Source organism: Nocardia sp. NPDC050793 (assembly GCF_040654065.1).
In the GTDB taxonomy this organism is placed as follows: Bacteria; Actinomycetota; Actinomycetes; order Mycobacteriales; family Mycobacteriaceae; genus Nocardia.
Genome location: NZ_JBFAHG010000003.1, coordinates 263,648 through 284,822, shown reverse-complemented (window position 1 = coordinate 284,822; position 21,175 = coordinate 263,648). Strand labels below are relative to the sequence as shown.

At 68.7% G+C, this 21,175-nt stretch carries 22 protein-coding genes and 1 pseudogene; 6 read left to right on the top strand and 17 right to left on the bottom strand.

Annotation, left to right across the window (positions count from 1 at the left end):
• Nucleotides 1–6: 6 nt before the first annotated feature.
• From AB0H50_RS11945 to AB0H50_RS11925, 5 genes are read right to left on the bottom strand one after another with little or no spacing between them, the layout of a single operon-like run.
• Complete coding sequence (locus tag AB0H50_RS11945) at nt 7–1,263, bottom strand: cytochrome P450 (RefSeq protein ID WP_357450173.1); 1,257 nt, start codon at nt 1,261–1,263, stop codon at nt 7–9.
• Nucleotides 1,260–1,865, bottom strand: coding sequence for an ATP/GTP-binding protein (locus tag AB0H50_RS11940; protein ID WP_357450170.1), 606 nt, complete (start codon nt 1,863–1,865; stop codon nt 1,260–1,262). The genes AB0H50_RS11945 and AB0H50_RS11940 overlap by 4 nt, the downstream gene beginning before the upstream one ends.
• The gene (locus AB0H50_RS11935) at nt 1,840–2,190 is read right to left on the bottom strand and encodes a DUF742 domain-containing protein (RefSeq protein ID WP_357450167.1); all 351 of its coding nucleotides are present in this window, start codon (nt 2,188–2,190) and stop codon (nt 1,840–1,842) included. The genes AB0H50_RS11940 and AB0H50_RS11935 overlap by 26 nt, the downstream gene beginning before the upstream one ends.
• Nucleotides 2,187–2,618: a roadblock/LC7 domain-containing protein gene (locus AB0H50_RS11930; protein WP_357450164.1), complete on the bottom strand. Its 432-nt coding sequence runs from the start codon at nt 2,616–2,618 to the stop codon at nt 2,187–2,189. The genes AB0H50_RS11935 and AB0H50_RS11930 overlap by 4 nt, the downstream gene beginning before the upstream one ends.
• A complete protein-coding gene (locus tag AB0H50_RS11925; protein ID WP_357450161.1) occupies nt 2,618–3,997 on the bottom strand; it encodes an ATP-binding protein in 1,380 nt (459 codons plus the stop codon). The genes AB0H50_RS11930 and AB0H50_RS11925 overlap by 1 nt, the downstream gene beginning before the upstream one ends.
• Nucleotides 3,998–4,642: 645 nt before the next feature.
• On the opposite strand from AB0H50_RS11925, the gene AB0H50_RS11920 reads away from it, so the two are divergent.
• Nucleotides 4,643–5,515, top strand: a complete 873-nt coding sequence (locus tag AB0H50_RS11920; protein WP_357450158.1) for a hypothetical protein — start codon at nt 4,643–4,645, stop codon at nt 5,513–5,515.
• Between the two features lie 130 nt (nt 5,516–5,645).
• On the opposite strand, the gene AB0H50_RS11915 is transcribed toward AB0H50_RS11920, so the two are convergent.
• From AB0H50_RS11915 to AB0H50_RS11905, 3 genes are all read right to left on the bottom strand, one after another.
• The gene (locus AB0H50_RS11915) at nt 5,646–6,194 is read right to left on the bottom strand and encodes a YceI family protein (protein WP_357450155.1); all 549 of its coding nucleotides are present in this window, start codon (nt 6,192–6,194) and stop codon (nt 5,646–5,648) included.
• Between the two features lie 112 nt (nt 6,195–6,306).
• Nucleotides 6,307–6,492 carry a hypothetical protein gene (locus tag AB0H50_RS11910; protein WP_357450152.1) on the bottom strand — a complete coding sequence of 62 codons (186 nt, stop codon included), beginning with the start codon at nt 6,490–6,492 and terminating at the stop codon, nt 6,307–6,309.
• Nucleotides 6,489–7,583, bottom strand: a complete 1,095-nt coding sequence (locus AB0H50_RS11905) for an LLM class flavin-dependent oxidoreductase (protein WP_357450150.1) — start codon at nt 7,581–7,583, stop codon at nt 6,489–6,491. The genes AB0H50_RS11910 and AB0H50_RS11905 overlap by 4 nt, the downstream gene beginning before the upstream one ends.
• A 143-nt stretch (nt 7,584–7,726) precedes the next feature.
• Here AB0H50_RS11905 and AB0H50_RS11900 point away from each other — a divergent pair, with 143 nt between their 5' ends.
• Nucleotides 7,727–8,158, top strand: a complete 432-nt coding sequence (locus tag AB0H50_RS11900; RefSeq protein WP_357450147.1) for an SRPBCC family protein — start codon at nt 7,727–7,729, stop codon at nt 8,156–8,158.
• Between the two features lie 161 nt (nt 8,159–8,319).
• On the opposite strand, the gene AB0H50_RS11895 is transcribed toward AB0H50_RS11900, so the two are convergent.
• Entirely contained in the window at nt 8,320–9,855 is a 1,536-nt protein-coding gene (locus tag AB0H50_RS11895) for a DHA2 family efflux MFS transporter permease subunit (RefSeq protein WP_357450145.1), read from the bottom strand.
• Nucleotides 9,856–10,000: 145 nt separating this feature from the next.
• Entirely contained in the window at nt 10,001–10,924 is a 924-nt protein-coding gene (locus AB0H50_RS11890) for a LysR family transcriptional regulator (RefSeq protein WP_357450142.1), read from the bottom strand.
• 157 nt (nt 10,925–11,081) lie between these two features.
• On the opposite strand from AB0H50_RS11890, the gene AB0H50_RS11885 reads away from it, so the two are divergent.
• A complete protein-coding gene (locus AB0H50_RS11885; protein ID WP_357450139.1) occupies nt 11,082–11,624 on the top strand; it encodes a YaeQ family protein in 543 nt (180 codons plus the stop codon).
• Between the two features lie 23 nt (nt 11,625–11,647).
• Here the strand turns inward: AB0H50_RS11885 and AB0H50_RS11880 are convergent, their stop codons facing one another.
• From AB0H50_RS11880 to AB0H50_RS11855, 6 genes and pseudogenes are all read right to left on the bottom strand, one after another.
• Nucleotides 11,648–12,022: a hypothetical protein gene (locus AB0H50_RS11880; RefSeq protein ID WP_357450136.1), complete on the bottom strand. Its 375-nt coding sequence runs from the start codon at nt 12,020–12,022 to the stop codon at nt 11,648–11,650.
• A 58-nt stretch (nt 12,023–12,080) separates the two neighbouring features.
• A complete protein-coding gene (locus AB0H50_RS11875; protein ID WP_357450133.1) occupies nt 12,081–12,407 on the bottom strand; it encodes a hypothetical protein in 327 nt (108 codons plus the stop codon).
• Between the two features lie 330 nt (nt 12,408–12,737).
• The gene (locus tag AB0H50_RS11870) at nt 12,738–13,796 is read right to left on the bottom strand and encodes a hypothetical protein (protein WP_357450130.1); all 1,059 of its coding nucleotides are present in this window, start codon (nt 13,794–13,796) and stop codon (nt 12,738–12,740) included.
• Nucleotides 13,797–13,825: 29 nt separating this feature from the next.
• Nucleotides 13,826–14,779 carry an RNA polymerase sigma-70 factor gene (locus AB0H50_RS11865; RefSeq protein WP_357450127.1) on the bottom strand — a complete coding sequence of 318 codons (954 nt, stop codon included), beginning with the start codon at nt 14,777–14,779 and terminating at the stop codon, nt 13,826–13,828.
• Between the two features lie 137 nt (nt 14,780–14,916).
• A complete protein-coding gene (locus tag AB0H50_RS11860) occupies nt 14,917–16,107 on the bottom strand; it encodes an FAD-dependent oxidoreductase (protein WP_357450125.1) in 1,191 nt (396 codons plus the stop codon).
• Between the two features lie 243 nt (nt 16,108–16,350).
• A pseudogene (locus AB0H50_RS11855) lies at nt 16,351–16,521 on the bottom strand (SDR family oxidoreductase); the annotation flags it as partial.
• A gap of 493 nt (nt 16,522–17,014) precedes the next feature.
• Here AB0H50_RS11855 and AB0H50_RS11850 point away from each other — a divergent pair.
• The 3 genes from AB0H50_RS11850 to AB0H50_RS11840 all read left to right on the top strand — a co-directional run bounded on the left by AB0H50_RS11850 (nt 17,015) and on the right by AB0H50_RS11840 (nt 19,904).
• The gene (locus AB0H50_RS11850; RefSeq protein WP_357450122.1) at nt 17,015–17,575 is read left to right on the top strand and encodes a hypothetical protein; all 561 of its coding nucleotides are present in this window, start codon (nt 17,015–17,017) and stop codon (nt 17,573–17,575) included.
• A gap of 197 nt (nt 17,576–17,772) precedes the next feature.
• The gene (locus AB0H50_RS11845) at nt 17,773–18,162 is read left to right on the top strand and encodes a DUF5360 family protein (RefSeq protein WP_357450119.1); all 390 of its coding nucleotides are present in this window, start codon (nt 17,773–17,775) and stop codon (nt 18,160–18,162) included.
• Nucleotides 18,163–18,776: 614 nt separating this feature from the next.
• Nucleotides 18,777–19,904, top strand: a complete 1,128-nt coding sequence (locus AB0H50_RS11840) for a lipase family protein (RefSeq protein WP_357451523.1) — start codon at nt 18,777–18,779, stop codon at nt 19,902–19,904.
• A gap of 72 nt (nt 19,905–19,976) precedes the next feature.
• Here AB0H50_RS11840 and AB0H50_RS11835 read toward each other — a convergent pair whose 3' ends face one another.
• The gene (locus AB0H50_RS11835) at nt 19,977–21,113 is read right to left on the bottom strand and encodes an alpha/beta fold hydrolase (RefSeq protein WP_357450116.1); all 1,137 of its coding nucleotides are present in this window, start codon (nt 21,111–21,113) and stop codon (nt 19,977–19,979) included.
• Between the last annotated feature and the right edge of the window lie 62 nt (nt 21,114–21,175).

Genomic DNA, 21,175 nt, shown 5'->3' with positions numbered 1-21,175 from the left:
CTCTCCTTAATGCAGGTTCAGCGGAGGGGATTTCGGGAAGGTGACCGGAAGGGACACCAGAGCTCGATGGAAAGGCCCAGGCCGCCAGGACAATTGATGCACGGGCACCGCAAGCCGCAGCTCGGGCAGCGCGTCGAGCAGCTGATCGATCGCATCCTGGGCGATCATGTACGCCGCCGACCGCGCCGGACAGGCGTGCGGGCCCGTGCTCCACGCCAGATGCGAACGGTTGTCGGTGTAATCGCCCGCATCGATCGCCGGATCGTTGTTGCAGGCCGACATGCTGATGACCACCGGCTGGTGCGCAGGCAGCCAGTTGCCGTCGATCAGAATGGGCTGCCTCGGATACGAGACGCAGTAGTTCGCCAGCGGCGGGTCGGTGAACAGCACCTCGTCCAGCGCGTCGCGGGTGGACAGGCTGCCGCCCAACAGGTTTCCGGCGAACCGGTCGTCGGTGAGCATGAGCAGCAGCGTGTTCACGATCAGGTTCTGCTCCGGCTCGATGCCCGCGCCGTAGAGGGTGACCAGCTGGTGGATCATCTCCACGTCGTCGAGCCCGACCGAGTGGCCGATCAGCCGGGAGGCGATGTCATCGCCCGGCTCCTTGCGCTTGCGGGTGGTCAGCTCGTGCAGCGCGTCGGTGAGCATCGCGTTGCCCTTGTCGGCGTTCACGCCCTCGAAGATGGCGGCCATGCCGGTGGCCACTTGCTGGCCGATATCGGAGGGGCAGCCGAGCATCTCGTTGAGTACGGCGAAGGCGAGCGGGAAGGCGTACTGGCTGATCAGGTCCGCCGCACCGTCCTGGCAGAACGCGTTGATCAGCGGGATCGCGACGCGCTCGATGGTCGCGTGCATGGCGTGCAGGTCGACCCCGGCGACCGCGGCGAGGTTGGCCTCGCGGTAGCGCAGGTGCTCGAGGCCCGCGCTGCGCAGCGCGTTGGGTCGCCATTCCAGCATCGGCAGGATCGGGCACTCGCCGGGCACGTTCTGCTGCCAGGTGCGCGGGTCGGCCGGAAAGTGCTCCGGATCGTTGAGGATTCGCAGCGCGGTGTGATAACCGATCACCAGCGTGGCGGGCACGCCGGGCGACAGCTCGACCGGCACCAGCGAACCGTACTGGCGGCGCATCTGCCGGTAGGCGTGGTGCGGATCGGCGGCGAATTCCTCGGTGTAGAGCTGTACTCGCGGGCCGTTGGTGTCGACCGGCGAACTGTGCGGGACGGGGCAGACACCGGCGGGCGCAGCGTGCGGAGGCGTTGTCAAAGTCGGGACTCCAGACGGTGGAACAAGAATTCGACGAGCGTGATCAGCGATTGCAGACACGTGCCGCGATGTCGCGCGTCCAGCATCGTCAGCGGCGTGCCCTCGGTGAGGTCGAGTGCGTCACGGACCTCATCGAGCGGATAGTGCTTGGCTCCCTCGAACTGATTGACCGCCACCGAATACGGCACGCCGCGCTCCTCGAGCACCGAGAGCACCTCGTCGGCCTTCTCGATGCGCCGGGTGTCGACAAGCACCAGCGCGCCGAGGGCACCGCGGGCCAGTTCCTCCCACAGCGGCACGAAGCGCTGCTGACCGGGCGTGCCGAAAAGGTAGAGGGCCAGTTGCGGATTCAGCGTGATGCGGCCGAAGTCCATCGCGACGGTGGTCTGCGTCTTCCCCGGCAGGCCCGCCATGTCGTCGATGCCGATGCTGGCCTCGGTGATGGTCTCCTCGGTGCGCAGCGGCTTGATCTCGGAGATGCTGCTGACGAACGTGGTCTTGCCGACGCCGAAATTGCCTGCCACCAGCAGTTTGACCGATCGGGTCACGGTCTCCGGCACATAGTCGACGACACGTTCAGGCCGAGAGAGCGCGGAGCCCATTCAGTACCTCCTCCAACAGGGCTATCTCCGGCAGGTTCTCGGCCGGGGTTGGCGTGCTCAAATGGCCGCCGTCCATGAGATCGGCGACGACGATCTTCACCACGGACGGCGGCATGTCCAGGTAGGCGGCGATCTCGGCGATGGAAAGGACGCCGCGCCCGCTGCACAGGTTCATCACACGGCGCGCGTCCGGGCCTGCTCCCGGCGGCGGCGCCAGCGCCGCGACCACGAGCGTGACCAGATCCAGCTCGCGAGTGGCACGCGAACGCCCGCCGGTACGGACATAGGCCCGAACGAGATCCGGGTCGCGGCGGGACCTGGTCATGACAAGCTGCTGTCTGTCCTCTGCCGAGACTGACTGCCGAGCTCGTGTCCGACGCGCGCGGCCAGTTCGTTCATCCGGTGCGCGATGAGGCTGACGTCGATGTCCGCGGTGGTGGAGACGCCGAGCAGCGCGCCCTCCCCCGCGGCGGTGATGAAGATCATCCCGTCGTCGTATTCGGTCATGTTCTGGCGCAAGCCCGTTTCCAGACCGCCGCAGAACTCGCCGAGCGCCTTGCCGAGGGACCGCAGTCCCGAGGCGGCCGCGGAGAACCGTTCGGCGTCGTCGCGTGCGATGCCCTTCGAGTGCGCGATGCGTAGTCCGTCGTCGGATAGTAGTACCGCGAAGCGGACGCCTGGAATGCTGAGATCCTCGAGTAGCCAGCCGAGCTTGTTGCTGCTGTCGGCCATGGCGGTAGTCGGTGTGCCCATCAAGGTGTCATCCCTTCCGTCTGTTCGGCGGCGGCGCGGCCGCTCTTGGAACCGGTGTGCCATGCGGCGGCGATATCGGGCCTGCCGAGCGCGGGCTCGGCGCCGGAATTCCTGGCTCGCGTTCCGATCGCGGGCGCCACCTCGCGGCGGCGCCGCTTCGGCAGGCCGCCCTCGGTGATCTCGTGCACCGTGGACGGGGTGCCCTCCGGCTCTTCCTTGCGCGGCGCGGGCGCCGGTTCGGGTGCGGGCGCAGGAGCCTCGGCCGGGGTGGCCGCGGTCGTCGTGTCGCTCCCGCCCGGCGCGGCGAGCAGGGCCTCGGGGATGTACACCATCGCGCGCATGCCTCCGTAGGCGTTGGGCCCGTCGATGTAGACCGTGAACCCGTAGCGCCGTGCGAGCGCGGCGACGCCGGGGAAACCGACCTTCGGCGACGGACCTAGCTGGTGGATGTCGACCGGGCGCTCGCTGGCGAGCACCTGCCTGGCCTCCTCCATCTGCTCCGCGTTCATCCGCACGCCCGCGTCGTCGATGATGACGGTGACGCCGTGGTGCCCCTCCTGGAAGCTGACATCCACGAAGGAGGTCGGCGGCGAGTAACGCAGAGCGTTGTCGAGCAGGGTGGCCAGGGTGTGCACGAGCGGTTCCACCGCTCGGCTGACGACCACGCGGTCCAACTGGGTGGGGCGCACCCGCAGGTAGTCGCGCACGCGACCGGTGGCGCCGCCGACCACGTCGGTGAGCGATTGGGCGGGCCAGCGCCTGCCCGGTAGGCCGCCGCACACGATCACGTAGGACTGCGCCTGGCGGATCATCTGCTGGACCGTGTGGTCGATGCGGGTGAGGGTGGCGTACACGTCGTCGTTTCGGTGCGCGCGCAGCGCGGCGCTCACCACCTGGCTGACGTCGGCGCCGAGGCTCACCACCGAGGTGCCGAAGGAGCGCACCGCGCCGCTGGTCGCGTCGCGCGCGGCACCGCCGACCTCGGCGCGCACCGCCTCCTCGGCGGCCTGGATCGCCTGCCTGGCGTGCGCGTCGGCCTCGAGCAGGGCCCGGTCCCTCGTCTCGGTCTGCACCAGGCGAAGGTCATCGGCGTAGCGGTCGCCGATCCACTGCAGGCATTGGGCCAGCCGCGAATTCTGCAGTCCCGTCGGCACTTCGATCGTGCCGGTCGGCGCTTCGAAGCGCCGGACCGCGTCGGTGATCGCGGGCATCGTCTGTCCGGCGAAGCGATCCAGCGCCTCGTCGCGTTTGCGCTGGTCTTCCAGTAGAGACTCGGTCTTTGCCTGCGCTCGACGCAATGCGGTGATCAGATAGACGACCGCGGCGACCAGCAGCGTGGCGAGGATCCATGGAACAAGTACGGCGATATCCAGATTCATCAGTTCTCTCGTCGTTGACGCGATCCAACGTCCCCCCGATGCCCCGCCCCGTTACGGTCCGCGCCTGAACCAGCACCCTGCCACTACAGATCTCCGTCTTACCTTATTTCCTCACGACACCGACCGCATGACGCCCGATCGGATCCATTGCGCGTCGGAGGATCCGGCGCCCCGAAGGCACCCACCGGAGGCTCACCGCACACCTCACAGTGCCTGCAGGACAAGCGATCAGCGAATCGACCGCCGGCTGACCGAAGCGATTCCGACCAGCCCAGAACCCGACGACTCGCCAACCCTAGCAGCATCTCAGCGAAGTCTCGACGGATGCTGCTGACCGGCTTCGCCTTTCGTGACCAAAAGGATTTCTGACGTCGGAAAACGAAAGTAACGCAGCCGATTGCACCCGCCGCCAAGCCATTCCGTCCGGAATCATCGACCGATGGAATGGCGCGCTGTTCGGTGAATTCCGGCCCGGCAGGGAACCGCGCGGGCGGCCGCCGCGTCGGAGTAGACGAAACACTCTTACGACAGAACCGAACCGGGGGAAGCAATCATGGAGCCAGACCAGAGCACCGCGGAAGTCCGTACGACCGGCGCCGAAATCGCCGCGTCCGGCAGGCCGGGCCGGCGCCGATGCGTCCGGCGATGAGGGCGCGGCGACTGCTGATCGTGCTCGCGCTGGCCGCCATGGCGACCGCCTGCGATCCCTACAGCCGCGGCCCGGGCAACGCCGAGGTTCTGCAGTCGACGGGTCTCACCGTCGAACAGGCCGAATACGCCGTGTTCGACAATCTGCTCGCCCTCTCGCCGGATCCGGCCCGCTCCTACGGTGCGGAGGTGACGCGGCACGGGTGCGCGACCAACGCGTCGGCGCGGACCGTCGGCCCGCCGTGGAAGCTGTCGGTAGGCGATCGTTTCGCCGACCCGTCGCCGGGGCTGGTCGACGCGACGGAAGCGGCACTGAAGTCGATGGCCGAGCGGGGGTTCACGATGCCCGTCGACAAGGGGCTAACCGGCCGCCGCGGCGGGTATCGGCGCGACGACAGGGGTTTCGAGGTCGGCTTCGAGGTGCGGGACACCGACGGCAAGCGCTATCTGTCGGTCGTCGCCACCACGCCGTGCGCGGCCGAGAAATCGACCGGCGGCGGGCCGATTCCGCCGGTCGTCGACGCGATCCGGCTGGCGACCCGCAAGGCCGTTCACGCGTTCGGCGTCGCCGATCCGGTGGCGCTGCGCACCGTGGCGTGCGGGAAGCTGGGCGAGCGAGTGGATTTCGCCGTTCCCGCCGACGAGCGGGAACGGCTGCGCCAGGCGATGGCCGCCGACGCCGAGACCCGCGGTCCAGGGCGGGTCGTCGAGATCACGAGCTACCGGTGGCTGGGCGATCCGATGCTGCCGAGCGCGGCGAGCGCCGAGGTCACCGTGCGCTATCAGCGACACCCCGACATCCGCTATCGAGCCGAGTACCGCGACTGGTCCGGCGGCGCGTGGCGGCTGTGCGCATTCGATCCGATCTGATCCGTCCGCGCTGATCCGTCCGAACCGTGGCAAAGGACGCGATCGGCTCGTTGGCCGAGAGCGATCGACGGGTCGCGCGTCGCGCTCGCGAGAGTCCGCGCCCCCCGATCGCCCTCGGCCGGGCCCGACCTCAGCCCTGCAAGCCGGCTTCGATCTCCAACGTCAGGGTGATCTTGTCGCCGATGACCGCGCCGCCGTCCGGCAGCGGCATGTCGATGTCGAGGCCGAACTCGCGACGCGAGACCACAGTCGTGGCCTCGAAACCGGCGACCGGGCCGTTGCCCATCCCCGCGTTCACGCCGAGGAATTCGACCTTCAGCGAGACCGGCTTGGTGTTGCCGCGCACGGTGAACTCGCCGTCGACGACGAATTCCTCGCCGTTCAGCCGGAATCCGGTGGACTTGAAGGTCATTGCCGGGAACTGCTCGGCGTGGAAGAAGTCGGCGGTGCGCAGGTGGGCGTCGCGCTGCTCGTTGTCGGTGGTCAGCGAGTTCACCCGGATCTCGGCCTCGGCCGACGCGGTGCCGTCCTCGCCGATGACGAGCTTGGCGTCGAAGTCGGTGAACCGGCCGCGGACCTTGCTCACCATCAGATGGCGTACCGAGAAACCGACGGTCGAGTGGGCGGGGTCGACGACCCAGGTGCCCGCGGTCAGTCCCTTGGCGATTCCGGTGGTCATGGTGCGCTCCTTGGAGTTGGTAGAACTTTCAATTACTACAATGATCGGGCGCGACATCCTCGGCGCCGCCCTGTTCTTGCGCACCGGGGCGGTGCGCAACGACTATCCCCCGTCAGCCAGGCAGACGCCCGGCGAGCAGGTCCTCGAACGGCGTCGTGTCGCGATACGGATCCGGCGGACGCACCGCCGATCGTCCGGCGAGCACGCGTTCGGCGGCGGCCAAGCGGTCGGCCAGCGGCCTGGTGGACGAGGGCTGCGACAGGCCGCCCGAGACCACCGCGATCCGCGAGGTCGTCACGAGATCACCTCCTGCGCCGGAGTGCGCTCGGCCAGCAAGGACGCGTGCGTCGGTGCATCCGGCACGTGGGCGGGACGGCGGGCGGCGAACTCCTCGCGCAGCACCGGAACCACCTCCTCGCCGAGCAGATCCAGTTGCTCCAGCACGGTTTTCAGTGGCAGCCCGGCGTGATCTACGAGGAAGAGCTGGCGTTGGTAGTCGCCGAAGTGCTCGCGGAAGGTCAGCGTCTTGTCGATGACCTGCTGCGGACTGCCGACGGTGAGCGGGGTCTGCTCGGTGAACTCCTCGAGCGAGGGACCGTGACCGTAGACCGGCGCGTTGTCGAAGTACGGGCGGAATTCCCGCACCGCGTCCTGGGAGTTCTTGCGCATGAACACCTGTCCGCCCAAACCGACGATCGCCTGGTCGGCGGCGCCGTGCCCGTAGTGTTCGTAGCGGCGGCGGTACAGCTCGATCAGCCGCTGGAAGTGCTCCTTGGGCCAGAAGATGTTGTTGGCGAAGAAGCCGTCGCCGTAATAAGCGGCCTGTTCGGCGATCTCGGGGCTGCGGATCGATCCGTGCCAGACGAACGGCGGCACGTCGTCGAGCGGGCGCGGCGTGGAGGTGAAGGATTGCAGCGGCGTGCGGAACTTGCCTGCCCAGTCCACCACGTCCTCGCGCCAGAGCCGGTGCAGCAGATGGTAATTCTCGATCGCGAGCGCGATGCCGTCGCGAATGTCCTTGCCGAACCAGGGGTAGACGGGTCCGGTGTTGCCGCGGCCGAGCATCAAGTCGACCCGTCCGTCGGCGAGGTGCTGCAGCATCGCGAAGTCTTCGGCGATCTTGACGGGGTCGTTGGTGGTGATCAGCGTGGTCGCGGTGGACAACTGAATGCGGTCGGTGCGCCCGGCGAGGTAGCCGAGCATGGTGGTCGGCGAGGACGGCACGAACGGCGGGTTGTGGTGCTCGCCCGTGGCGAACACGTCGAGCCCCACCTCCTCGGCCTTCTGCGCGATCGTCACCATCGCCTTGATCCGCTCGGCCTCGCTGGGGGTGCGGCCGTTCGTGGGATCCGCGGTGACGTCACCGACGGTGAAGATTCCGAACTGCACGAGGCCTCCTCGAGCTCATTTGGTTGACTTGGCAACCATAGTAACCGCACTGCGCCGCGGCATATTCCGCAGTGGCAGGGCTCACAGTCGGCGGCCGCGATCGAAGCGAGGGAGAACCGCTGGTACCGGATACCATGCGCGGTATGGCAAAGCTCGAGGTGTCCGTGGACGTCCCGATCAGCCCGGAAGAGGCGTGGTCGCACACCGCCAATCTGTCCGAGCTGGACAAATGGCTGACCATGCACGAGTCGTGGCGCGGTGCGGTTCCGGAGCAGCTGACCGTCGGGACCGAGTTGGTGGGCGTCGCGTCGGTGAAGGGTCTGCGCAACCGCGTGACTTGGAAGGTCACGACCGCCGAGCCGCCGCGCAAGCTGGTGCTGAACGGTTCCGGCAAGGGCGGCACCAAGTTCTCGCTGGGACTTCTGGTCGCTCCCAAGGGATCCGGGTCCGAGGTGACCGTCGACATCGAGCTCGGCGGAGCGCCGTTGTTCGGGCCGATCGGCTCGGGCGTCGCCCGCGCGGTGAAGGGCGATATCGAGCGTTCGCTGCAGAAGTTCGTCGCGCTCTACGGGTGAAGGCCGCGGCCGGGAAACGATTCGGGCCCACGGCGTCGATCGCCGTGGGCCCGAATCGGTTGGCAGCGTTGCGAACTCAGTGCATCAGCGCCGTGACGCTCAATGAACCAGCGCCGTCACGCCCAGTGAACCAGCGGCCCAGTGAACCAGCGCCTGCGCCCTCAATGCACCAGCACCTTCGCGTCGGCGTCCTGCGTCGTCGCCGGCTTGGTCCGCGGCAGGAAGAACGCCGGGACCAGGGTCAGCACGATGAGGACCAGCGCGACGATGTAGGTGTCGCTGAACGCCTGCGCGGCCTGATCCAGGCCCGCGGCGACGGCGTCGGGTCCGAGCTGTTGCGCGACGGCGGGATCGGAGTTCGCGACGATCGCGGGTCCGGCCAGCGGCTGGTCCTTCAGCAGGTTGGTCAGCACCACCGACATGGTGGCGGTGCCGATCGAGCCCGCGGTCTGGTTGATGATGTTCATCAGCGTCGAACCGCGCGCCACCTGCTGGTGGGTCAGCGTCTGGATCGCGGCGGTCATGATCGGCATCATGGTGCAGCCCATGCCGAGACCCATCACCAGCAGCGCCAGGCACATGATCGGATAGGACGTGTCCGCCTCGAGCTGGGTGAAGAAGGCGGTGCCCAGCGCGAGCAGCACGATGCCGATCATCACGATCTTGCCCGGACCGTACTTGTCGACGAACCGGCCAGCGATCGGCATGGTGAGCATCGCGCCGAAGCCCTGCGGCGCGATCAGCAGACCGGCCGCGAGCGCCGACTCACCGCGCACCTGCTGCAGGTAGCTCGGCAGCAGCAGACCCGCGCCGAAGAACGCGATGGCGAACAGCACCATGGTCAGCACCGAGGCGGTCAGCGCCTTGTTGCGGAACAGGTGCAGGTCGATGAGCGGATGCTTGACCCGCAGCGCGTGGAAGACGAACGCCACCAGCAGCACGAGGCCGATCACGGCCGGGACGACAACCTTTCGCGCGGTGACGGTGCCCGCCTCCGGAATCGAGGAGACGCCGTACAGGAACAGCGCGAGCCCCGGCGAGGCCAGCAGCATGCCGAGGAAGTCGAACGACTCCGAGGGCTCCGGCTTGTCGGCCGGGAAGATCAGGAAGGCCAGCACAAGGGCGACGATGCCGATCGGCAGGTTGATCAGGAAGATCCAGTGCCAGCTGAACGCGTCGATCAGCCAGCCGCCCAGGATCGGGCCGCCGATCGGACCGAGCAGCATCGGAACACCGAGCACCGCCATCACCCGGCCGACCCGCTGCGGGCCCGCCGCGTGGGTCATGATCGTCATGCCGAGCGGCATCAGCATGCCGCCGCCGATGCCCTGAACGACGCGGAACGCGATGAGCGACTCGATGTTCCATGCCGTGCTGCACAGCAGCGAACCGAGCACGAAGAACGTCAGCGCCGCCATGTAGAGGCGCTTGGTGCCGAATCGGTCCGCCGCCCATCCGGTGAGCGGGATGACGGTCGCGAGCGCCAGCGTGTAGCCGGTCATCGTCCACGCGGCGATCGCGTAGGTGGTGCCGAATTCGAGCTGGAAGGTCGGCAGCGCGACCGTCACGACGGTGATGTCGAGGATCGACATGATCGCGCCGAGCACGACCACGCCCGCCACCTTGAAGACGGCGGCGTCCAGTGTGTCCGAGGACGGATCCGGTCCCGCCGCCTGAATATCCGGAGGTTGTGTCACCGGTTAAGACTGTCATTTCTTCGCCCGGAGAACCAGCGGTTTCGCCGACTCCGAGGAGAACTCGGCGATTCCGGCTGGAAAGATCCGTGCGGTTCCCGGAGGAAGATACGGCGGAGCACCGGTCCCGCTCGGCGCGCGGATGGAATCACCAGTCTCTGGCCGCGTGCAGCAGATGGCGGCGCACCAGTTCGACGTGGCGGCGCGGGGAGCCGCCGGGGCGGCGAGCCAGGAAGGCGGTGTTGATCGGCGGATCGGCCGGCTCGAGCAGCGCCGTGATCGCGCCCGACGCGAGTTCGCCCGCGCACAGATAGCGCGGCACGACGCTGACGCCCGCGCCCGCGACCACGCCGGCGAGCACCGCGCGCAGATCCCCGGCGATCAGCGCCGGTTCGGCCACGAGGCGGGTGTCGAAGACGTGGCGCCAGTAGCGGCGCAGGATCGGCAGGTCGGCGGCATAGCTGAGCAGGGGGAGCTCGGATAATGCCGACGGGTCGCCCGCGCGCAGCCGGGCGGTGTCGACGCGCCGCGCCAGGTCGGGCGCGGCGACGAGGACGAATTCCTCGTCGGCGAGCGGCTCGGCGAGCACGGTGCGACCACGCGGGCGGGTGGTGGCCACGACGAGGTCGTAAGTTCCGGCGCGCAGACCGGCGAGCAGGTCGTCGGTGAGTCCCGCGGTGAGCGTCAGCCGTACGCCGTCGGCCACCAGCGGGGCCAGCGTCGGCACCACCATGGTGGCCAGCAGTTCGGCGGGGCCTGCCAGCAGCACCGGAGGTTCGGGCACGGCGGTCTCCGGTTCGGCGCCGCCCGCGATCGCCTCCAACGCGTCCATCGGCCCGGCCAGCCTGGCGGCCAGCTCGTGCGCCGCGGCCGTCGCCGCGACGCCGCGCGGCAGCCGATCGAACAGCGGCCGCCCGAGTCGCTTCTCCAACGTCTGCAGCTGCGTGGTCACCGTCGGCTGCGACAGCCCCACCTGCGCGGCGCCCGCGGTGATCGACCCAGCGCGGTACACCGCGAGAAAGGTTCGCAGGTGCGTCAGATCCGCCACCCCATTGACCTGCCGATTCCCCATGACCCAAAGTCTATTGACCCGCCAATGGCTGGACCGGCTCCCCTGCCACAGATACGTTCGATGCCCCGCGGACGTGCTGCCGCTGCGCGGCGTATGGAAGCTGTGTGGCGCTCGGCCGGGCATCGGCGGTCGGCAGGGCGATTAAGCTTCTGCTCCTATGGCCCTCAGCGCGACACTGCACACCTTCACCGTTCACCTGGCCGACATCGATCGTGGTGTCTATCAGGAGCTGGAGTTACGCGTGGCGCGCCACCCATCCGAGACGGCCGAGTTCATGCTGACGCGCCTGCTGGCCTACTGCCTGGAGTACGAGGAAGGCATCACCTTCAGCGACGGCGGCGTGTCGTCCACCGACGAGCCCGCGGTGCTGGTCCGCGACCTCACCGGCCGCACCACGGCCTGGATCGAGGTCGGCGCGCCCGACGCCGAGCGCGTGCACCGAGGCAGCAAGCTGGCCGGACGCGTCGCCGTCTACACCCATCGCGACCCCGCCAAAGTGCTCGCCCAGCTCGCCGGGAAACGCGTCCACCGCGCCGACGAGATCCCCGTCTACAGCTTCGACCGCGCCTTCATCGATGCCGCCGTCGCCGCCGTCGAACGCCGCAACACCGTCACCCTCTCCGTCACCGAACGCCTGCTCTACCTCGACCTGAACGGAACGGTCCTGAGCACCCCGGTCGAGGAGCACCGCCTCACCTGACGGTCGATGACGACTCCGAGGGGTCAGCGGATGTAATGCCCGGCGTCGCGCAGGGATTCGACCTGCGGGCACGGCCAGCGGCGCCCGCAGCTCGCGCAGTCGCTGCCGTACCCGCCGACGGGCACGTGCTGGGTGAAGATTCGCTGGTCTTCCTGAGCGAAAGCCGCTCGGTTCGAGGAGTTCTGGCTCACGGGAGAGTAGGCGAGCATCAGTTCCTGGAGTTGCAGCCGGACTGCCTTGGTTCGGCTGTCGTAGCGTCGTTCCGACGAAGTGTTCGTCATAGAGCCGAAGGTAATCGTGGCGCCGAGCCCGGTGTCGGGATTTTCGCATTCCGCGTCGGCGAATTCGACGTTGTCGCGGGGGTCGAGGAGCACCTCTCCCTCGGCGGCTCCGAACACGACGACGGCCCTCCGTGCGCGTGACAGCGGAGGGCCGTGTTCGGCTAGAGCGGAACGACTACCGGCAGACGCCGTCGAAGGCGGTGCCCTCACGGGTGAAGACGCCGTCCAGGATCGAGCACGCCGTCCCGTTCGCGACGGGCACCTGCACCACGGCCAGCGTGCGCGAGTCCAGGCACGGCGCGGTCGCCGAGCGGAAGCCGGCGGCCGCCACGTTCGTGTTCAGCTGGAAGCCCGCCGACTCGCAGGCCTCCTTCGCCGCCTGGAGGTAGGCGTCGGTGGCCGGGTCCGCGGCGAATGCGTACCCGGCTCCCGCCACGGGGAGCACGGCGGCGATGACGGCTCCGGCGAGGAAGGTGGTCCGGCGGTGTGCGAGTTTTCTCATGGGCGAGATCATATGGGCTGAACCCGGTTTCGCGAACAATTCGGGATGCAACCCGCATATCGGGTCCTGCAGAATGGGACGGCGGCCGTCCCGCCGCCTCGGCCCGGCAGGTAGTCCTTCGGCGAGCGGCCGTGCCGAATCGTACCGGGCCGACGGCAGACGCCGACGGGTCAGGGGCGAGCGGGACCGGTGCCCGCGCCGGTCTCGGTGATGGCGGTGGCGATCTCCTCGATGTCGGAGAGGGTCGGTTCGACCGAACCCGCACCACGCCAGCCGTCCACCTGCTCGGGGCGACGGGCGCCGAAGGTCGTGACCGCCCCCAGGTGTTGGTCAGCTCGAAGGCGCCGACGTGCTGTCGGCCGAGGATGTGCGGACCATGCGAGATTCGGCGGTGGCTCGGGCGGCGGCCCTGCTCGCGTGCAATCCGCCTGCCAAACAGAGCACTGCGCCGAGCGCGACCCAAGCGACGAGGACGGTGACGGCGGACGCGCCGCCACGGCCGTCGAAGAACGCGGTCGATCGCAGCAACCGTCCACCGGCCCCGGGAGGCAGGAGCTGGCCGAGCGCGCCGGACCAGCCGGGGAGCATCTCGGGTGCGGTCGCCGTACCCGACAGCGGGTTGCCGATGAGCATCATTGCGACGGCGCCGATTCCGATTCCCAGCAAGCCGAGCAGGGATTCCAGCCCGAGGACGGTCAGCGAGGTGGCCGCGATCGTCAGGGCGACGACGCCGGCGTTGGCCGGGTAGTACCCGCTCAACGAGCCGAACCAGAACTGAAGAATCGCTGTAACGGCCAGGCCGCCGGTCACCGCGAAAGCGAGTGCACCGGTGATCCGGCGGACGGCGCCGTGGACGAGCCGGGTCAGCAACACGGCGGCCAGCAGTCCGCCCATGACCAGCGGCAGGGCGCCTGCGGCCAATCCGGCTCCGCGCGGGTCGTCGGCGGGCAGTGCGGCGAGGTCGTGAACGGCGACCGCGGTGCCGGATCGGTCTGTCTGGCCGAGGCCGGTCGCTATGGTCTGGAGGGTCTGGGCGACCGCGGTGCTCGCCGCGGAGGCGACGATGACCTGCGGGGTACCGGAGCTCAGGTCGATCGCGCCGTATACCTGCCGGTCGCGGACGAGCTGTTCAGCGGCGGCGGTGTCGGCAGCCTCGGTGATCTCGAAGCCGCCAGGCAGACGTCGATCGAGCGCGGTTCGGATCGGTGCGATCGCGCTGGCAGGCCCGGCAACCGCGATCGGCACATCGTGGACCGACGACCGCACCGACGGCCATGCGAAGGCGGTGAGCAGCACGCTGGTGACGGCCGTGAGCAGGAGGACTGCTGCGGCGACCGTCGGCCATCGCGACGGGAGGGTGTCGGTGGCGAGCGGGGCTCGCGGGGTCATGTCTACTCCTCGAGGGACGTATCCGGCGTTCATCGCAGGGTGAGGGCGGTTTCGGAGTCGATGTGGGTCAGTTTCTGCGGGTTGCGGACGTAATAGAGGCCGGTGATGTGGGTGTCCTCGACGTGCATCGCGATGACGCCGTCGAGTTGCCCATCCACGTAGAGAGCCAGTGCGGGGCTGCCGTTGACCGCGGTCGCCTCGACGGTGAGCGCGACGTCGTTCTTGGTGAGGCCGCCGACGATGAAGCGGGCCACCTTGTCGGCACCGAGGACCGGCCGCGGTGTGGCCCGCTTGATGCCACCGCCGTCGCTGATCGCCACCACATCGGGGGCCAGGACGTCGAGCAGGCCCTGCAGGTCGCGGGTCTCGAGCGCGCGCCGGAACGCCTCGACGGCTGCGTCGGCTTGCTGCGCGGTGACCGCGCGACGTGGCCTGCGGGCTTCGACGTGGCGGCGGGCTCGGTGGGCGATCTGGTGCACGGCGGCGGTCGTCTTGTCGACCGCGGCGGCGATCTCGTCGTAGCCCATCCCGAAGGCTTCGCGCAGCACGAACACCGCCCGTTCGGTCGGGGTCAACGTCTCGAGCACTAGCAACAGCGCCATCGAAACGCTCTCGGCGAGTTCGACATCGGCGGCGACGTCCGCGGTGGTGAGCAGTGGCTCGGGCAGCCACGAGCCCACGTAGGCCTCCCTGCGGCGTTTCATCGACCGCAGCCGGTTGAGCGCTTGGCGGGTGGTGATCCGAACCAGGTAGGCGCGTGGTTCGCTGACGTGCATCCGGTCGACTTCGACCCAGCGCATCCAGGTCTCCTGCAAGACATCATCGGCGTCGGCCGCCGAGCCGAGCATCTCGTATGCGACGGTGAAAAGCAGGTTGCGGTGGGCGACGAACGTTTCCGTCGCCTCGGCGGTGGTGTGGTCGCCGCCGTCCCGGCCCGCTGTCGCGCTGTCGGCCTTCCACTGCCCGCCGCTTGTCGTATCCATCGAGATCCTCTCCCGTCTCCCCTCGGTTGCCGTTCGATCCAGCCCACCGGGTCGCCGGTGCGGCAGCGCTCACGATTGCGAGCCCTGCCGCACATCGAAGTCATCGGCAGCCAGGCGCGTCGACGGCGGTGGGTGTCCTACGCGACCGGCGCCGCCGCGGGGGCCTGCTCGGCCTGCAGCAGCTTCGGCCTGTGCTTGCCGTCCTTGGGCCAGCTATGCGCACCGGGCTTACGCGCTTCGGCCACCAAGTGTTTGACGCTGGCGGCGCAGGAGAACTCCTTGAGCTTCTTGCCCGCACGCCCGCTGAAGTACAGCGGCATCGCGGTGTCGTCCTTGCGGCCGAGCTGGAAGATCCCGGTGTTGCGGCCGAAGCTGATGCACATGGCGGGGAACGACAGGTCGATCGGTGCGGGCCGCTCACCCGCGATCCGGTTCAGTACGGTGTCGGCGGCATGGGCGCCAAGGCATCCCGCCGCGTAGGCGCTCATCCGGAACGGCAGGTCGGATGGCGCCGACGCGTCGCCCGCCGCGACGATGCGCTCGTCGTCGACGCTGGTCAGTGTTTCGTCGGTGAGCAGGCGCCCGGCGGCATCGGTGCGCAACCCGCTGCGGTCGGCCAGATCCGGCACACCGAAGCCCACGGTCCAGATGGTGACCTGACTCGCCAACCTGCGGCCGTCCCTGAGTTCCACGGCCTCCCGCGTCACCGCGGTGACCGACGTATCGGTGCCTTCGACGACGCTGACGCCCAGCCCGGCGAGGTACTTGCGGGCGGTGCGCCGCGCCCGAGGGTGCAGATACGGACCGACGACGCCGCCGCAGACCAACGTGACGGTGCGACCCTGCTCCGCCAGCTCCGCGGCCGTCTCGATGCCGGTCGGACCACCCCCGACGACCGTCACCGCAGCCGACAAAGGCGTGTCGTAGAGCACCGACCGCAACCGCTGGGCCGTCTCCAGGGTCGCGATCGGGTAAGCGAACTCGGCCGCGCCCGGCACCCTTTGGCCTGCGCTCTCGCTGCCCACCGCGTAGATCAGATAGTCGTAGCCGATGCTGTCGCCTTCGGCCAGCATCACGCGCCGCCCGGATGCGTCGATCCGCGTCACGCTGTCGACGGCCAGCCGGACACCCTCGGCCATGATCTCTTCGTAGTCGACGATCGCGTCGTGGGTTCCGCCCACCAGCTGGTGCAGGCGCAGCCGTGGGACGAAGACCGGGCGCGGATTGATGACAGTCACCCGCACGTCGTCGCGCTGCGTCAAGCGATTGGCCGCCATCACACCGGCGTATCCGCCGCCGACCACGACCACATCGATGTTCTTGCTCATGGGTGTCTCCTTCGTTCCGAGAGGCTCGTGAACAAGACACCGCAGAGACGAGATTCCTGACATCCTGTGAGTCAGATCACTCGGACAATCCGGCTTGCGTTACACGCGGCACTTTTGCCGGACGACGGACGGGGCAGATCGGAAAGGTAGGCGCGGCAGACGCCCGAACGGATACATCGAGGCGGTCGGCATGGACACGGCGGGCCGCAGGCAGTACCTGTTTGACGAGCAGTGGCGGCGGGTTCAGACCTGCCGCCACTTCTCATGGGCGAGCAGCACGCTGGCCTGCGGCCCCATGAGCAGCATCCCACCGTCCACCACGAACGATGCTCCCGTCACATACCTCGCCGCGGGCGTGGCGAGAAACGCCACCACCGACGCGACTTCCCGCGCGTGGCCGGGACGGCCGAGCGGCACCCAGGTCGACGTCGATGCGGCGGGTGCCGAGCTCGCCGCTGCGCGCGAACACCGCCACCGCGTAGCGTCCGCCGTCCGGGTACTCAACCACCCCCGCCTCCATGTGCAGGCCGGGCAATCGTCGGTCGTCTACACCGTCCACCCGGCGCAGCGCACCGATGGCAACCCCACTCTCGAGCCCTGACGACGATTTCCATTGCGACCGATCACGCCGACATTTCGTTGCCGATACTCGGGCGGCAACGCCGGTGCGCCTGGGAATAGCTGAAAGCCGAACGCGGACAGCGATCTTGCCTACATTTTCGCTCTCGCCACGCCATCGCCGACGTGACGAGGCGAACGCGCGCGATGCCCGGAATGCGTTTCCTCGGTGGAGATTTCGCAAAACCGCCCGTTTCGCAGGTTCGGACGTAGGATGAAGGCGGCCGACCAACGGCCTCTTGGGGACGCATCGGCTGTCTTGCCCGAACGAAACACGTAGGGAAACACGATGAGAGTCAATCAATTCGCCGCTTCCGCTCTGCTCGCGATCGGGGCCATCGGAATATCCGCGGGCACGGCAGGTGCCCAGCCCACCGACCCCGCCGCCGAGGTGTCCGTGCGCGGCGTCGACCACGGCGTCGGCTACACCACCGGACCGACCTCGGACGGCAACGGTATCGTCACCACCGTCGACGACGGCGCATTCCGCCTCGGCGCCGACGCGCGGACGGTCAGCCTCACCGACGCCACGGGCCGCATCGTCGCGACCCTGCCGCTGGGCTTCACCGCCCAGGGCCAGACCTTCGGCCTGACACCGCAGATCACCGACGCGGGCCGGACGCTCACCCTCACGCCCGCGGGGGCACCGGCGGCCGCCACCCAGCACATGCGCCAACTCGTCGAGTACGACGAGACCATCGCGCGCAAGCAGCACAACGCCGCGGTCGGCGCGCTGATCGGCGCGGGCATCGGCGCGGTGATCGGCTTCTTCCTCGGCGGCGTCGGCGCACTGGTCACCGTCCCGATCGGCGCGGGCATCGGCGCGCTGATCGGCTTCGCCACTCCCTGACAGAGATCCGCCGCCCGTCACCGGATTCCGCTCCGGTGACGGCGCGTGGCGATCGGCCACACCCGAGGTGCGGCGGCGTATCCGGCTGCGTCGCAGCACGTTCGGGAACGGCGCCGGTGTGCCGTCTGCGCTAGGCTCGCCACCGGGCGCCCACCTGCGCGCGCCCGCCCGGATGGCCCGCCCAGGAGGCACGCCGCATGGCCGACGCCCGTTTCGCTCGCACCAAACGCATCATGCTGTTGACCGATCTCGGCTTCCTCGCCTACTGGGTCGCGACCGCGCTCGGCGCGGTCACTGTCGGAACGGATCCCTTTCTGCAGCAATGGAACTGGTCGTTCCTCGGGCTCGATCTCGCAGCCATCGGCATCGGACTCGCGAGTCTCGCTGTGGCGCACCGACAGCCGCCGCTGGCCGAGCGCATGATGCTCGTCTCGCTCACCGCGACCGCTGCCGCGGGCCTGATGGCGCTGAACTTCTATCTGGTGCGCTGCGACTTCGATCCGGCCTGGTGGATCCCGAACGCTTGGTTGCTGCTCTTCCCCGGCGTCGCCATGACCGTCATGATGGTTAACTCCGCCACCCGCTAGCAAATTCACGATGCTGGCCGATCGCTACCGCTCGTTCCGCGCGCGTGAACACCTCTTGTCGCGATGAATCCCGCTGATCACGGCCGCTTCGGCGAACTCGGTCAGACAGCTATGTTGGGTTCGAATTCTACTCGGGCGCAACGAACTTCGAGTCGTACCCACAGGTCGCGACAGCAAACCGCGACCGCGGCTCCCGTGTGACACAGCACGGCCGGCGCACCGGACTGTTGTGATAATCACCAACGTCCGTGTGTCGCAATCATCGCTATGATCTTGGTTGCGATATGTTCGCCGAGATATGGTGCCGCCGCCTGCGGCCCCGGGGCAGCCACGGAGGCGAAGGAGGTGCGCCAGCCTGCCACGAACCATTCGCCACGACGGCAATGGCGTGCGCGCGTCTCCAGCGACCCGTTCCGATCACCCACTGTTCACGCGGTGACCGAAGTTGTTCCACCGCGTCGTTTTCCACACTGCCAACCAGCTCACCGATGGCCGCCGCGGCCCCTCGTCCCACGGTCGTCCATCAGCGTTGCCCGATGCCGGAAAGAAAGACCGTGTTCAAAGTCGCGACTCGAATACTGATCCTCCTCTTGAGCATCCTGTCCGTAGGTGTGATGGGTGCTCCGGCGCAAGCCAGCCCCCTCTACCCCGAACCGGATCCGGATCCGTTCTACAACCCGCCTGCCGAACTGGCCACGCTGCAGCCCGGCGACGTCGTCCGCTCCCGCAGGATCGACACGACCCTCTACGTCGGGACCGAAGGCTGGCAGGTGGCCTTTCGCTCCACCAACTCCGGCGGCAAACCCATCATGGCCGTCACCACCGTGCTGCTGCCCGCGGGAGTGCGCAACCCACCGCTGGTCTCCTACCAGGCGCTGATCAATTCGCTCGGCTCCCGGTGCAACCCGTCGCGGTCGCTGTTCAACGGTGAACTGCAGGACGCGGTCGGCGCCATGCTGCCGATCGGCCGCGGCTGGGCCATCTCGATGCCGGACTACCTCGGCCCCACCGTCGCCTACGGCGCCGCCAAGCTCAGCGGGATGATCACGCTGGACAGCGTGAAGGCGGTGCAGAAGGTCGCCGAACTCGGCCTCGGCAGTTCGCCGGTCGCGATCGCGGGCTACTCCGGCGGCGGCATGGCCACCGCGTGGGCCGCCGCGCTGCAGCCGACCTACGCTCCCGATCTGAAGCTGACCGCGGCCGTGGCGGGCGGCATCCCGGCCGACCTCGAGGAGATGGCGCTCGGCCTCGGCTTCGAGCCGCACCCCGGCTTCGGCCTCGCGTTCGCCGCGGCGATGGGCCTGGAACGGGAGTACCCCGAGCGGCTGCCGATCTCGGATCAGCTCAACGAGAACGGCCTGTGGTTCCGCGAGTTCACCCACGACGCCTGCCGCCGCTTCCTGCTGTTCCACGGCGCCTTCCGCAGCGCGGACCAGATGGCCGCGTCCAAGAGCCTGATGGACAGCCCCGAGGCGCGGGAAGTGCTGCACGAGAACAGCCTTCGCCGCTTCCCCGGCGTGCCGACGGTGCCGACCTACCTGTGGCAGGGCCGCTACGACACGCTGACGCCGTTCGACTCGCTGGCCGAGACCGCCAACCGGTATTGCAAGGCGGGCGCCCCGGTGAAACTGGTGCCCTACGACATCGCCGAGCACATGACCGCGGCGGTCGCCGGCTTCGCCGACGCGTGGAACTACGTCGAGTCCCGCTTCCGCGGCGAACCGGTGCCGACCAGCTGCTGATCGTCCGAATCCGAAGGGACGCCCCGCCTTCCGGCCGGGCGTCCCTTCGTATCCGGGCGGTCGCGCCGGGCGTCAGAGCGAACCGCCGCCGCCGATCATCCACGGGTTGAACGTGCACGTCATCTCGACGGATGCCCGCGGGTCCAAGGCGCGCAGCGCGATGGCAGCGGCGCGCGGCGAGTACATCAGCGTCAGGTGATCGGACATGTCCTGCTCGCAGCCGTTCTGCAGGGTGATGTTCTGCACGGGGGCGTCGGGACCCGGCTGCAGGAAAGTCCATTCGAACGGGTTCGAGATCTGATCGTGCCTGGTGCCGACCGCGGTGTACTCGATGCCGGGCACGGTGTCGCCGTCCCGGTTCAGGTTGGCATAGAACTCCGAACCCACGACCTGCTGAATATTGGCCTGGCCGATCAGCGGCCGGTAGAAGCCGAGGATGTTGATGCCCAGATTGGTCATCAGCCGCCCCAGCGTCGCCATGCCCATCAGCGAGGTGCCGTGGTTGGTGCCTCCGAACGAGACGAGCTTGCCCACCTTGTCCGCGCCGCCTTCGAACTTCAGGTACTGGCTCGAGACCGGTCCGCCCTGCGAATGCGCGACCAGGTCGACCTTGTCGGCGCCGGTGGCCGCCAGCACGGTGTCGACGTAGTCGCGCAGTTGACGCGCCGAATCCTCCATCGGCCCCACGCCGTTGCGGCCGGGCAGCAGCGGACCGAGGCCGCCGCCCTCGAACAAGCTCGCGCGGCCGAAGTTGAATGTGAAGACGCAGTACCCTTCGCGGGCGATCCGCGGCGACATGTACGCGAAGGTGTCGTAGGCGTTGAGCCAGGTGCCGTGCACCAGCACCACCGGCCGCGGATGTTCCGCGCTAGGACGGCAATCCGGCCGATTGGCGCTGGGCGGCGCCGCGTCGGGATGCGCCAGCCCGTTGACGAACGCGGCGAGGAAGGCCGACACCTCGGGCCCCTCGCCGGCGACCTGGGAGGCGTGGCTGCGCCCGGCCGAACCCGAGCCACTGCCGGTGTCCACGATGGGCTGCACCTGCCTGCCGTCCGGCGCGGGCCGAAGCCCCGCGCCGATCAGATCCGCGAGCTGCTGCTCGATCGATGCGGACGCGCCCGCCGCGGGCTCCGGCGCGGCCGCCGCCGGACCGATGGCGTGAGTCGTGCCGAGCGCCGTCACGCCCGCGACGATGGTTGCCGCGAGCACGCCCCGCAGTCGTTCGATGGGTCTGTGCCTGACTCGTCCTCGAGAGACAACCCGCATGGAAT